Source organism: Novosphingobium sp. ERW19 (assembly GCF_012641315.1).
Classification (GTDB): domain Bacteria; phylum Pseudomonadota; class Alphaproteobacteria; order Sphingomonadales; family Sphingomonadaceae; genus Novosphingobium.
Genome location: NZ_JABAIC010000020.1, coordinates 17,720 through 31,270 on the forward strand (window position 1 = coordinate 17,720; position 13,551 = coordinate 31,270).

General features: G+C 61.3%; 10 protein-coding genes. 4 read left to right on the forward strand and 6 right to left on the reverse strand.

Going from position 1 to position 13,551, the window contains the following annotated elements; translation table 11 throughout:
• Positions 1-67 precede the first annotated feature (67 nt).
• The 4 genes from HGI46_RS21140 to HGI46_RS21155 are packed head-to-tail and all read right to left on the reverse strand — an operon-like array spanning position 68 to position 8,103.
• Positions 68-781, reverse strand: coding sequence for a SprT family zinc-dependent metalloprotease (locus tag HGI46_RS21140; protein WP_168905741.1), 714 nt, complete (start codon positions 779-781; stop codon positions 68-70).
• Positions 778-4,158, reverse strand: coding sequence for a type I restriction endonuclease (locus tag HGI46_RS21145; RefSeq protein ID WP_168905742.1), 3,381 nt, complete (start codon positions 4,156-4,158; stop codon positions 778-780). The genes HGI46_RS21140 and HGI46_RS21145 overlap by 4 nt, the downstream gene beginning before the upstream one ends.
• Positions 4,155-5,423: a restriction endonuclease subunit S gene (locus HGI46_RS21150; RefSeq protein WP_168905743.1), complete on the reverse strand. Its 1,269-nt coding sequence runs from the start codon at positions 5,421-5,423 to the stop codon at positions 4,155-4,157. The genes HGI46_RS21145 and HGI46_RS21150 overlap by 4 nt, the downstream gene beginning before the upstream one ends.
• A complete protein-coding gene (locus HGI46_RS21155; protein ID WP_168905744.1) occupies positions 5,416-8,103 on the reverse strand; it encodes an N-6 DNA methylase in 2,688 nt (895 codons plus the stop codon). The genes HGI46_RS21150 and HGI46_RS21155 overlap by 8 nt, the downstream gene beginning before the upstream one ends.
• Before the next feature lie 468 nt (positions 8,104-8,571).
• Between HGI46_RS21155 and HGI46_RS21160 the strand changes: the two genes are divergently transcribed.
• From HGI46_RS21160 to HGI46_RS22305, 4 genes are read left to right on the forward strand one after another with little or no spacing between them, the layout of a single operon-like run.
• The gene (locus tag HGI46_RS21160; RefSeq protein WP_007688341.1) at positions 8,572-9,213 is read left to right on the forward strand and encodes a S24 family peptidase; all 642 of its coding nucleotides are present in this window, start codon (positions 8,572-8,574) and stop codon (positions 9,211-9,213) included.
• A gap of 12 nt (positions 9,214-9,225) precedes the next feature.
• Positions 9,226-9,651, forward strand: a complete 426-nt coding sequence (locus HGI46_RS21165; RefSeq protein ID WP_168905745.1) for a hypothetical protein — start codon at positions 9,226-9,228, stop codon at positions 9,649-9,651.
• Positions 9,648-9,953 (forward strand): DUF5818 domain-containing protein, encoded by a 306-nt coding sequence (locus HGI46_RS21170; RefSeq protein WP_168905746.1) that lies wholly within the window; start codon positions 9,648-9,650, stop codon positions 9,951-9,953. Before HGI46_RS21165 ends, HGI46_RS21170 begins: the two co-directional genes overlap by 4 nt.
• Positions 9,953-10,150 (forward strand): hypothetical protein, encoded by a 198-nt coding sequence (locus HGI46_RS22305; protein WP_168905747.1) that lies wholly within the window; start codon positions 9,953-9,955, stop codon positions 10,148-10,150. The genes HGI46_RS21170 and HGI46_RS22305 overlap by 1 nt, the downstream gene beginning before the upstream one ends.
• Positions 10,151-10,174: 24 nt before the next feature.
• Here HGI46_RS22305 and HGI46_RS21180 read toward each other — a convergent pair whose 3' ends face one another.
• Together HGI46_RS21180 and mobF are read right to left on the reverse strand one after the other, a co-directional pair.
• The gene (locus HGI46_RS21180) at positions 10,175-10,414 is read right to left on the reverse strand and encodes a hypothetical protein (RefSeq protein ID WP_168905748.1); all 240 of its coding nucleotides are present in this window, start codon (positions 10,412-10,414) and stop codon (positions 10,175-10,177) included.
• 70 nt (positions 10,415-10,484) lie between these two features.
• On the reverse strand, positions 10,485-13,412 hold the full coding sequence (gene mobF / locus HGI46_RS21185) for a MobF family relaxase (RefSeq protein ID WP_168905749.1): 2,928 nt from the start codon (positions 13,410-13,412) through the stop codon (positions 10,485-10,487).
• Between the last annotated feature and the right edge of the window lie 139 nt (positions 13,413-13,551).

Sequence of the window (13,551 nt, forward strand, 5' to 3'; positions counted from 1 at the left end):
GCATCTAACCCCGCTTCCGCCACTCGCCCGACATCTCTAGAACTACCGGACTCGCACCAAATAACAACTATAGGTCGCCACCTCTTGCTCTGAGCCATTCCTTTCTTTCGCAGAATGACGGCATCACCCTACGAACTTCTAACCAAAATGCCTCTGAATGGTCCGGATACTTTAGATGTACGAGCTCATGCACCACGACATATTCGATGACTTGCGGTGGGAGCTGCATGATCCTCCAATGAAAATTGAGATTCGCGTTCGAGCTGCATGACCCCCACCTGAAACCCAAGTCCATGACCTGAACATATTTTCTAGGATTAACGCATACAACCGCTTTCCAGCGATCGACTAAGGCATTCAAATATGGATGGGCAGCACGGCTGTAATACTCTTCTATCCTTTTGCCGCCGGACTTTATTTGGTCGCGGCGAAAAAGAAGCCGATCGCCTTCAAAGCGGATCGTCGGAATTGGCCCCTTTTCACAGTCTACATCTACTAACTTAAGTCGAAAGTGCTTGCCAAGGTAATGAAACCCCTCGCCATCGACGAATTCCGGTTGCCGGAAGACCGATTCACGCCCGACGTCTTTGTGGCTCGCAAGCTTCTGGTGAACCCACACTAGTCTTGTCCGGATCAGCTCGCTCGCCCGCCCAAGATCGGCATCTTTCGGCAGATGCGCCACCAACGAAGCGTCGCGCTCAACGGTCACGCCAACGGTCTTCCGACGCTCGCTGCGCTTCACGACAAACGTGAGGTCATCGACGCGGATGGTTTCCGTCATGCGGCGAACCCCGCCCGGTTCGCGCGAGCCACCCCCATGCAGTCGGTCGCAATCGCGTCCAACTCGGCGAATGGAAAGAGGTTGCAGCTGTCGAGTTGACGAAAAACCCACCGCCTGGCCTCTTCTTGCCCGACTGGATTATCCCAAAAGCCTGCTACAGCAGTCTCTTGCCGCAGATGCCGAACAATCTCGGATGCCAGTTCGGCAAGCTCGGCGTCCCGGTCGTCATTCCCGTACCGCATCCGAAGAATGCCAAATATCGGCCCTTCTGTGTAAGGATCGAGGCCATGATATGCGGCTGAGGTCGATGACGCCGCCAAGGCCTCATCGATGAGCTTCTGTAGCTGCCTAGCGATCTCGTTCCAGTCTTCCTGATGACTGGTCAGGATCCCCTCAAGCCTTTCGCTCAAGCTCTTGAACTTCGCCGGGTCCTTTTCGAACGAAATCGAGATGTGGTGACGGAGAGCATTCTCCATGTCGGCCGCTTTGGCGCGATCGGTCTTCTTGCGGGAAACCTCTGCAGCGAAGTTGGGATCGAGGATCTCAATGGGCGGGATTTTGGGATCAATGCCATGCGCCTCGATGAAGGCGTCGAGCATGGCTTGAACCTTGTGCGCCACTCCGCGAACATCCAGCGTGCCGTCCCGATAAAGGTTCGCCGCAGCCTTTGCGATGAAGGCGAAGATCTTGACGTCTTTGGTGAACGGCCTCGCTTCTGGCCGCGGCATCAGCGTGTCGAACAAGCTGATGAAGCGCTTCACAAGAACCAGAAACTGCGCCCGGAACTTCTGATCCTTCAGCTTCCCGACGCATGCATCAACGTAGGCTTGCAGATCAGCGCCAAGGGTGATGCCGGCATCGGCAAAGTGCTTCACCACCGCATCGCGGGCCTGGCGCAACTCGGGCAGCAGCTCCTCAGGCTTGCCGATGCCCCCTGTCAGATCACTCTGATCTTCGGCGTCATAGAGCGCCAGCGCGTCGGCGAGGTTCTTTCCGACCCCATAATAGTCGACGACAATCCCATACCGTTTCGCTTCGCCGGCTGTGCGATTGGTCCGGGCTATGGCCTGCAACAGCTCAGCCCCCGCCATGGCGCGATCGAGATACATCGCTTGTTCGACCTTAGCGTCGAAGCCCGTGAGCAGTTTGCTTTTCACAACGAGGATCGCGAGCCCGTCGCGGGAGAGCGGCTTCTTGAAGCGCTCGATCCGCTGCTTGGTCTCGGTCGCGCCACCCCATGCTTTCAGGTGGGGCAGATCGTTATGGTCCACCGAAATGACAGCCGCAAACTCCAGGGCCTTGACCGTATCGAGGTGAGGAAAGGCGGCGGCCAGGAACGCCACATCTCCACCGGCATTCTGCGCATCCTCGGGCGCGATATCCTTCAAGATGTCCGCAGCGCCTTCAATGGCGGCGACGATCTCGTCGCGGGCGTCGTTCAGGGCATCGACATACTGGACTGCCAATTCCCTGCTGGAGGCAACAAGCTGCGCCTTCAGATCGTTGGGTAGAATGTTGACGATGTAGTGCCGAAGCACGTCGATGGCCTTGGCCTTTAGCGGGTCGGCGGCATTCAGAACGCGTGCGCGCGTCGCATAGCGATCCTTGATCGCCTCCCGCTCCTCAAACGACTTCCCAGCGAAGGTCGCATTGAACAGTCCATCCAGCGTGCCCTTGTCGGTCACATCGGCTTTCAGTTCGCGCCCCTCGTAGAGGATCTTCACGATCGCACCGTCCGCCTCAGCATCCCGAAGCAGGTAACGATCGATGTAGGTGCCGAAGATTTCCCGCGTCTTCTTCTTGCTCTTTTCCTCGATCGGGGTTCCGGTGAAGCCGATCCGCGCAGCGTTTGGCAGGGCGTCCAGAAGATTCTGGTGCAGCCCGCTTGTGTGCGACCGGTGCGCCTCATCGATGAGGACCAGAACGTCCTCGCTCTCGTTCAACACGGGGAAGGCCTGTCGCTCGCCGATCTTTACAACCAGCTTACTCACACGCAGCTGGTCAGGCTTGGTGGGGAGGAGCGCGTCATTCTCCGGAGCCTGACGCTCGTCATTCTCGGCAGCGAATACGATTTCCTGCTCGTCGCCGCCGTTCCGCTCTTGCAGCTTCTGGATCATCACGAACACCAGGTCGGGTTCCTGGCGGCCCAGATGCGCTTTCGCGCCGTCGGCATTCCGCGCCACCCGCATGACCTGACCGGCGAGCTTCGCCGTCTTCGACAGCTGGTCCTCGAGATCGGTCCGGTCCGTGACCACGACCACCTTGAACCGCCGAAGCTCCGGAAGTGTCCGCAGTTTCTTGACAAGGAACACCATGGTCAGGCTCTTGCCCGACCCCTGGGTGTGCCAGATGATGCCGCCCCGGCGATCCGTCATGCCGTCCTGACGGCGCGTCTTGCCCTCGCGCAGCCGATTGAGCGCGATGTGGACCGACCGGAACTGCTGATAGCGTGGCACGACCTTGATCCGAACGCCATCGTCCGTCGTCATGAACACGGTGAACGATCGTATCGCATCGAGCAGATACGCCGGCCGCAAAAGACCTGCGGCGAGCACCTCCTGCTGCACCAACTCAGTGCCGGGCGCCTTGCCGATCTCGCGGCAGACCTCGTCAATGGCGGCGCGCGTATGCTCGATGCCGATCGGCTTGACCGACCGCCACGGCAAGAAATCGTCGGGCCTGGCCGTGACGGAGCCGACGCGCGCGTCGTAATAGTCTGTCGAGACCAGAAGCTGGTTCGTCCAGAACAGGCGCTCTGCCCCCTCATTCTTCTCGGGAACGCGGCGATTGGCGTAACGACGCATCTGGTCGATAGCGGTGGCGATGGGGTCGGTGACGGCAGGGCTCTTGGCCTCGATCACCACCAGCGGCAGGCCGTTCACGAACAGCACGATGTCCGGCACGATGAAGCCCCGGTCGCCGCTTGCGCCGGGCGGGTCAACACGGAACTGGTTCACGGCGACGAACTCGTTCTCGTCGTCCGGCTCGAAGCCGATGAAGCGCACGCGGCGTTCGTGCTCTCCATCGGGGCCAGAGACATTGACGCCGCGCACGATCTTGTCGTGCAGTTCCTCGTTGATCGCGATGAAGTCCCTCGCCGTCGGGCGTTCGAGCTGCGAGATCGCCTGTTCGATGCGGCGATCGTCCAGCCATTCGGACCCATCGTCGCTGCGGTTCAGGCGTCGCAGCGCCGCCTCAAGCCGGTCGCGCAACAATGTCTGCTGAAAATCGGTGCGGCCAAGCAGGTGATAGTCCTTGCGGCCACTGGCCGGGTCTTCGTCTGCGCCCTCGAAATGCCGCCAGCCCATCGCGCCCAGCTGGCGCAGTAGCGGGCGCTCGACCACGTTCAGCTCATCCAGGCGGTCGATCTGGCTCACTCGGCCGCCTCCAGAATGGCAGCGACGAGCTTGCGGCCACTGAGGAGATCATCGCGCAACCCTTCGCGAAGTGCCGCGAGCTTGGCGCGCTCGCGGCGGTGATCCTCGATCGCAGCAGAAACACCGCTCACGCGTTCGATGATGGCGCGTTGTTCGTCCAAGGTATCCGGAACGGCAATCAAGGCCCGCCGAAGGTTTGTTGGATTGATGTTGACCTGCTGGACACCCGGCGTCGCGAACTGCCGGATCGCGCGCTGGACTGGAGCCCAGTTCAGCCAGAGGTGCAAGAACTCGGGCAGCAATTCGTCACCACAGTGAAGCCGCACAAGATAGGAGGCGAAAGCAGGGCCAGGTTCGTCGTGCCGCCAGATGGCGGCCTTGCCGACATGCTCCCAGCTGTTGGTGCGGTTGAACAGCACATCGTTGCGCTGCACCCGGAACCGCTCAACCGCATGCGCCGGTGCATATTTCAGGTCGGACAGGTCAAACTCACCGTCCTGGATGTTGTTCATCCGCAGAACAGGAATGCCGCCAATGATATCGCCCAACGACAGGTTAGTGCCATACTCCGCGCTGATGACGAAGCGTCCGAGGTTCTCGATTTTCCAAGCTGGTGGACGCGGGCCAACATCTGTCTCGATCAGCGCAGATGAAACGCGGGGTGAGCCGTCATCCGAGACGCCGCGCGCGAGCAACTCGTCGATCAGGCCGACGCGAATTGTCCGCAGTTTCTCGATCAGCGCATCGGTCTCGATGATCGCGTCGTCGAGCGCATCGAGGACATCAGCGATGAAGAGCTGGGACGGTCCGTCCAGTGCCGCCAACTTCACTCGAAGCAGGTCTGACTCGTTAATCGCGGGATAGTTCGAACCGACTTCAAACTGGGTGACCTGCCGCTTAAATTCATCAAGAAACAGCGCGTGGAACAGAAAGCGTCCGTCAACGCCATCCTTTGGAGAGAGCACGGCAAAGCCCGTGGATGCAATCACTGGGAGGTCGGCCGTGGCACGAACCATCCCATGACCCATTAAGCTTGGTCGGACGGTCGAAAACAGCACGTCACCCGGCTTTACAACTCTTCGCGCACGGCTGGGGCTGCCGGCAAAAGTAAGCACTCTCGCCTTCTGCCAGTCGATGCTGCCTTGGTTGACGCTGCTTAAGTCGATGTATCGAAACTGAAAATCACTCGGCGTCTCTCGCCCAAGGCTCTGGACGTTAGCATCGCAGTATTGGCTGAGCGATGTCGTGGCGAGATTTTCAAGCATACCTGAGTTCCTTCAGGTATTGGTCCAGCCGCGTCGTCGCGTCGGTCCTTCGCCCCTCGATGTGCTTTAGGCTGACCCGATATTTATCCCAGAGACGCTCGAGACTGGAGACCAAGGTCCCGACACGACGCGCACGGGCACGCTCGAGCCGATCGAAAAGCCGCTCGCGGTCGATGGCGAGCACCAGTTCGCGGCAATCACCGTCATCGAGTTCGGCCCGCGCTGCTGTCAGCCGCTCGACAAAGGCCGCTTTCAGCCGCCGCAGCGTGGCGCGCGCCGCCTTCAGCTCCTCCTTGATCGCTTCATAGGGGGCGAGCATCGCATCGATGGTCTCCGCTTCGTCGACAAGCGGCGCGAGACGGCGATTGAGGTCGGCAAGTTCGGCCTCAGCCTCCCGCACGTTCATTCCCTGCGCCCGCATCCAGTCGATTGAGCCCTTGGACGGCTTTCCAGCAGGTGTGGTCTTCACCAGCTCCTTGCGGCGCTTGTCATCCTCGCCCATCTCGGCGCGCAGGTCCTTGCGGCGCTTCTCCAACAACTTGGGCAGCGCGGTGCCGTCCTCCGCGCCATCCATCCAGTCCTCGGCGCCTTCGACACCGTCACCGCTTTCCCAAGCGTCCTTTTCGGCCTTGATGCGCTCCACCTCGGCTTGCGCTGCGGATAGTTGGGTCACATAGTCGGCCATCCGGTGCCGCACGAAGGGATGGGCGAGCAGCTCCTCAAGCGTCACCTTCACTGTCTTCTTGACGTCGCTGTCCTCGTCGTCGTCGGCCTCTTCGTCTTCGAGCGCGGAACGCAGCGTTTCGACCCAGCCGTCGACAAGCTCGGCAAAACCGTTCTCGACGATAACACGGAGTTCGTAGCGGATTTCGTCCCACCAGCCCGCGATGGCGCCCATAAGCGCATAGCGATCGACGCAGCCGACCGGCAGCATCGCCGGCTCGAAACTGTCGAGCAGCTCCCGGCGCAGCGGCATGAGGCGCTTGGTGGTTGGCAGGTCTGCCAGCCCGGACTGCGCCGAAGCCCACCAGGCATCGAAAGCGCCCAGCATCTCTCCGGCCCGGGCGGCGACGCCAGCGTCGGTTTCCACCAAGGCACGGATGTCCGCCCGCTTTGCCACGGCGGGGGCGAAATCGGCGTAGTCGGAATCGCGGTCGCAGAACGGCACGCCAACGTCGAAGCCCTGCGCCATTGCCTGCGGGCGGATGGCTTCGATCTCGCGCTTCGGCAAACCGCCATGAAGGTGCGCGCGGACATCGTGCGGCTCCGGCGGTGGGCTACTGTCGGCGTATCGACGGATGTTCAGGTTTCCGGCTTCGTCCTCGATAATGGCCTTGTTGTCGACTACAGCCGCAAAGCCGGGCACATCGGCGAAGGCATTATAAGCGCTGATGATCTTTTCGATGTGCTCCGGATCGATGAAGTTCTGCGCACGGCCTTCGCGATATTCGCGGTCGGCGTTGATGAAGAGCACCTTGCCCTTGCGCGCTTCGGGTTTGCCGCCCGGATGGCGCATCACCAGGACACAAGCCGGGATACCGGTGCCATAGAAGAGATTTTGGGGCAGGCCGATGACCGCCTCGATGCAATCATCCTTGAGTAGCGCTATCCTGATCTTCTTCTCTTCGCCACCACGGAACAGCACGCCGTGGGGCATCACGACCGCCATCTTGCCGTTCTGCTTGAGGCTTGCCAGCATGTGCTGCGCGAACATGAGGTCGGCCTTTTTGCCCGTCGTCGGGCACCAGCCGAAGCGGAACCGGTCGCCGAACTGGATGCCGCGCTTGGTGTAATTCTGGCTGAATGGCGGGTTGGCGATCACCCGGTCGAAGCGCATCAGGCGACCGTCCTCAAGGTGCTTCGGTTCCAGCAGCGTGTCGCCATTCCGGATGTCGGCGTCGGGAACGCCGTGCAGCAGCAGGTTCATCCGGCAGATCGCCCAGACAGCCCCGTTATCTTCCTGCCCATAAAGGCGCAGCCGCGGTCCTCCGTGCTGGAGGGCGTGCTCGTTCCCCTGGTTCAGCATGCCGCCGCTGCCACAGGTTGGATCGTAGAGCGACGTGCCACCCTGCGGATCGAGGATCCGCACCATGAGCTGCACGACCCCTCTTGGCGTGTAGAACTCTCCGGCCTTTTTGCCGGCGGAGTCCGCAAACTCGCTGATCAGATACTCGTAGGCAGCGCCGAGCAGGTCCGGAAATTCGAAATCCTCATCCAGAAGCCGGTACTTGTTGAAGTGGCTGATGAGCCGCCGCAATTTCTCGTCGGGAATTTCGGATTCGCCGATCTTGCGGGCAAAATTGATGTGACCCAAGACGCCCGACAGCGCCTGATGGTTCGCGTTTTCCAAGCCAGCCAGAGCCTTATTCAACTCGTTGGCGACATTTGAATGGACGTCATCCAGCAGCCTTGTCCATCTGGCTACGGGCGGAACAAAGAACGACTTCTCGTATGATGATGGATGGTCTGCCCGCTGCAGTGCCTCCGCTTCAGACCGCCCTTGGGCTCGCTGTTCCTTGAGAATTTTATCTCGCTGCTGCTCAAACACATCAGAACAACGCTTGAGGAACAGGAGCCCAAAAATATACTCCTTGAATTCAGAGGCATCCATCTTCCCGCGCAATATGTCTGCAGCTGCGAATAGATGACGTTCCAATTTTTCAAGGGTAAGCTTTGACATTACTATTTTGATCCAATTGGGAGTGCTTGAATCGCGATCTGATATCGTCGAGTGCCCCTACCCTTCGAAGTAGCCTTGGGGCAGGCAGCCCGCAACCACCTACCTTGGAGATCTGATTGATTTCCCACGCCGAGTAGGCTCGTTGACCGGCCAATGTGTCCTACGAGCGCGCGTAGCCCGCCTCAGCCGTGAGAGCCCTGCCTCAGGTAGCAAGTTATGCGCACTCTCGTCTTCTCTCTCGGGCGCCTGCCTGACCTAAGGTCAGCAACAAGCCTTGGGTCCCCGGCAACCAAGCGACCGAAGGTGCTCGGCGACGTCCGTGTTCGCGCTAGATATGCCTCGATCTGCTCCAATAGCTCCATCGCCATAGACTCGCTTTAAGCTTGCGTTCCTGTTATGTTCTTACTAGGAAGGCTTCCTAGAGTCTAGGATCGATTTTCCTAGGTGCCCGCGATAGGACTGGCAGTCATGGACGACGCACGGAGAGCCCTGGACGAACTAATCCAGCAACGAGGGGTGAATTACTCCTCGGTTTCGCGCCTGTTGGGGCGCAATGCCGCTTACATCCAGCAGTATATTCGGCGCGGCAGCCCGAGGCAGCTGGACGAGCAGGACCGCTCGGTTCTGGCGCGATTTTTCGGGGTCGATGAGAAGGTTCTTGGAGCCCCTGCCCGCCGCTCAGGCCCGGTGGTCGAGCTCGTCCATGTGCCTTTGCTCAATGTCGAGGCATCAGCCGGCCACGGCGCTCTGGCCGAAATGGAAGCCAAATCCGCGCAGTTCGGCTTCGACGAGAAGTGGCTGCGTCGACTGACCGCGAGCAAGGCATCGAGCCTCTCGATTATCGCGGTCCATGGGGACTCCATGGAGCCCACCCTCCACGATGGCGACGAGGTTATGGTCGATCTCGGGGATGGCCAGTCGCGGCTGAGAGACGGGATCTATGTCCTGCGGATGGACGACATGCTGAGCGTAAAGCGGATTGCCCTCGAACCACAGGGCAAACGCGCGTCGGTCCTGAGCGACAACCCGGCTTATCCAAGCTGGCGCGGCCTCGAGAAACGCACCCTCAATATCGTCGGACGGGTTCTCTGGTTCGGACGGGCGCTCTAAGGTGGCCTTCTGATGCTTGCCCTGCTTGCCGCTTCGATCGTCGCTTCCGGGCAGACATTTACCTGCACGCCCACTCATGTCTGGGATGGTGATGGTCCAGTCTGGTGTGCGGAAGGCCCTCACCTGAGGATCGCGGGCATCGCGGCCCGGGAGATGGACGGCACCTGCCGGACCAATCAGCCCTGCCCCGCTGCCTCGGCGCTTGAGGCGCGCGATGCGCTGGTAGTGCTGATGGGCGGCTCGAAGGGAACAATCGCGACCGGACACGTGGTAGTCAGAGGTCCACGGCTCACATGCCGCTCCGAGGGGTCCGCAGGTGGAAACAGGACCGCTGCCTGGTGCCGTCTGCCGTCAGGTGCCGATCTGTCATGCGCCATGATCAAGACCGGCACTGTCCTGCGCTGGGATCGCTACTGGAAAGGCCCGGCTTGCCGGTGAGCAGCACCACGCATCTGACCGGCATCATCGAATGGGCGGCCAACGGACCGGTGCTGCGAACTGACGGTGGCGGGACTTGGGAACTCGACAACACCCGCCAGGTACGCAAATTCATCGGCGCTCGCGTCGAAGTTGTCGGGGAGCGTTCGGGGTTCAACGGATTTGTCTGTGACCAGATATGGCCAGCCGGACAGCCTCGTCCGACTGCCTTCAAACTCCGGCTCGAACTCCTCCTTGCCGCAGCCTTCGTCGCCTACGGTCTCTACGCGGCGGTTGGCGGTGTCGTCAGCGCGCTCGCCTGATGCTCAGCGACTGGGAGCTCTGGGCCTGCGCCAACCATGTCCTGCAAGCCCATGGGGACAAGGCACCCTTGCACGTCGCCGAACAGATTGGGGCGCTCGCACTTGCTGGCGACGAGGCAGGCATTCGGACATGGCAGGCTATCGCCGAGCGCATTGTCCAGCTGAGCTCCAACGCCCAAGACCGACCACTCCAGTAACCCTCCTCGACAAACCCAATCAGTTCATCCGATCGGCGACAGATCGCCCGGAAACAGACACGATTGCGCGACTGGGCCGCCCTGGCTGTCGCCTTCGATGGTGAAGCCGCGCATGCGTTCGACCAGATGACGAGCAAGATCGACCCTGGCGCTGCGCTGGGCGCGCGGATCATCGGCATTGAGACGGACAAGCGTGTGCTCCGGCGCAACGGCCAGCGCGACTTCGAGATGCGTGAGGAGGATATCGTCGGAGATTCGGGGCATGAGACAATCAGAACAAATAAAGAACTTCGCGTCAACCGGCCATGTGCGGACGCATGGGGACAGTGGGACGCTATATGCCGATCTCGAACGGCTTGGTGATCGACCGGTCAAGCTCTGGCGGCTTGCGTTCCGGCGCAGGAGCCACGCGATCTTTGGCCTGCCCTTTGGCTGCCGCATCGCGGAGGAGATCGACCGTTTCCAACGCCGAGCGCTTCATGCCGGCATTGCGTTCGACCGCCGCTTCAAGCTTGCCAGCATTGTCGACATAGAGGGTCAGGCCATCGCGCAGCCGTGTGACTGTCACCAGGAACGTCTGCTGGTTGGCCAGATTACGCTCGCGGCTGTCCATCACCGCAATGCCGCGATCGGAGGTCAGCCCCTGCGCCATATGGGCATTGAGCGCATAGGCAAGATCGAGACGGCGAAGCATCGGGTCGCCCTGCTCCAGCCTGTGCTCTGCGCCCAAGGATGTCTTCACCACGACAGCCTCTTTGTCGACTGCGATAATCCGGGCCTGGTCGGCATTGAGCAGGCCCCGCTGGTGATCGGTCTCGGTCCACCGGATCTTGTCACCGGTATAAATGTCGAGGGAACGAACTTCGAACAGGCGTAAAGAATCCTGCTCACCTTGCGGCCGGATCTGACCGGGACGAAACTCGAACTGGCGGCCACGCGCGTTCTCCAGCGTGACACGCTCGCGTGCCACATCGGTTCCGACCACCCGGTATTCGCCCGCTGCAATAGCTTGGCTGCGCTGACGCCGCGCGACCTCGACCACCATGCCGGGCGCATAGGTGCTCGCATAGCGCAGCTCCTCGCGGGTCACATTGACGCGCGACAGGGTCTGAAGCCGCATGGTTTCAGGACCAAGCTCGCCGCTGGATTTGAGGCCGGTCTGCACCGCATCGTTCACGGCACTGCGCAGGTTTCGGCCTGAGGCATAGATTGCGGTTGCCTCGCGCTCGGCTGTCGAAAGGGACAGCCAGGCTGCGGCAGCTTCGACAGCAGCATCATTCCCCGCCTCGATCACCTGGGGTGCCAAATGGCGCATGGCGTCTTCGATGCGCCCTTCTTGCGCTGCCAGTTGGGCTTCACGCAGGCCTTCGCTGCGTGCGCGAAGATTGGTGCCCATCACCGCAGTCTCGATGCCGGCCTGCTGCATCACATCGAATGGCTTTCCAGCATCGACGGCACCCAGCTGCTTGCGGTCACCAATGCTCGCAAAGCGGCCGAGCTCGAGCAGGTTGGCCAGCCGTACAAGCTTCTCCTTGTCGGCATTGCCGACCATTGATGCCTCATCGAGCAGCACGACGGTGCCGCGCATGTCGGCCCGCGCCTCGGCGAGACGGTCCGCATCGGCCCCTTCAAGGAGATCGCGGTGCCGGGCGAGAAACCGCGACACGGTCATCGACGCAATGCCTGTATCGCGCTCGAGCATCTGGACCAGCGTGTTCTGCACCGCGAGACCGAGCACGGCTCTGCCCTCCTCGCGCAGAATATCGGCGACGGGTTTGAGGACTGTGCTCTTGCCTGCCCCCGCGACGCCCTGGATCGCGACGATGCGGTTGTTCGAGCCAAGTAGCAGACGCCCTGCCCGTTCCTGTCCCGCATTCAAGGTCAGGCCGTATTTGATCTGGGACAGGGCCTGCAGACGGGACCCGGCAAGGTCGGGAGAAACAATCGCCGGCGCGGCGCCGCGCCCGTCTTCAACCCCGGCGATGATGCGCTGTTCGAGGCTTATGGCGTCGCGTGTCGTCAGCAGTTCTCGGTCGGCACCCCTGCCCTTCTCCAGATGTCCCTGGCGGAGCAGCTGGTCGACGCGGTGCTCAATGTCTGCAAGTGAAGTCGGGAGCGCAAAGCCAAGCGCTGCACGGTAGATTTCGGCCCGGGTGAAGGCCGCCTCCCGCTCGCCCAGATGCCGCACAGCCGAGGCGACTGCATGAATTGCGGCGACCTGCTCGACACTGCGATTGATGAGCCTGCCAGGTATCAGCGGGTCACCTTCCCGCAGGCCGAGCCGTTCGGCAAAGGTGATTGCGAGGGCCTGAACATTGCGGACGAGCGCGCGCATGGTTGGTCCCACGCCGGTCACATTGCCAAGATCCTGCGCACTGCGAGCATTGGCTCTGGCAATCACCGTGGCGGGATCAAAGCCCAGCCTCGCAGACGCTTCCTGCCACTGCTGCGTCAGCGCATCGCGATCTTCGATCTGCCCCTTTTCAGCCCGGGTCATCAAGGTTGCAGCATCGAGCACGCCTGGCCCTGAGAAGTTCATCTGGGCGGCCGCTTCCAGGATTTCCGCTCGCCGGGAACTGAAGGCATCGCGGACCGCCTTGGGCACACCTACGGCCTCAAAATTGCCGTGCTTGCCGAACTCACCGACCTCGTAGCCAAGCTTTTCGACGCTCAGACGAAACCGCGCCATCGTCATGGCATTGAGCAAGGTATTGTGCTGCCAGAGCTTGTCATTGCGCAGCGCCCGCCATTTGCCATCGACCCCTTTCGTCACATTGGCAACGACGGCATGGAAGTGGGCGTTGGGCTCCTGGTTGCGGTTGGTGTCGTGCTGGAACAACGCGATCGCAAGATTGCCGGTCTGGACGGTACGCTCCTTTCCGCGAACCTCCATCCGGGTCTCGGCAAGGTTCTTCTCGGCCCAGCGCAGGGTTTCCCGGACAGCCGACGCGTAGGCATCGAGGATTCGTTTGTCGCCGCCGACCAGAGCAAGGACCGACCAGCTTTTCGGCATCGAAAAGGTGAGGTCGGTCCCCGCCCGGTGCGCCCGGTTGTCACTGCCGACGCGGCTACCATCGGGCAGCAGTCCCTTAAGGACCGCCTCGAACTGCCTCGCGTCGACGGTACCAGTAAGCCCGAGCGCGGCAGCGCCCTTGCCCAGCCATTCACCCGAGCGATCGGCATCAGCCCGCGTGTAGTAATTGTCGGCAGCGAAGTAGTTGGCCGCGCCGCCGGCGGTGCGGACATTGGCTACCGACAGCATCGATCGGTCCGCCATCCCGAGGCAGTCAGCGACATGCTCACATCTCCATGTCGCCAAGATCCGGACCAGTGATCGGCGGAGGCTCGTGCTCCCGCAAACCATCCTCGATCATCAGCTTGCGCGCGGCGGCATCACTCGA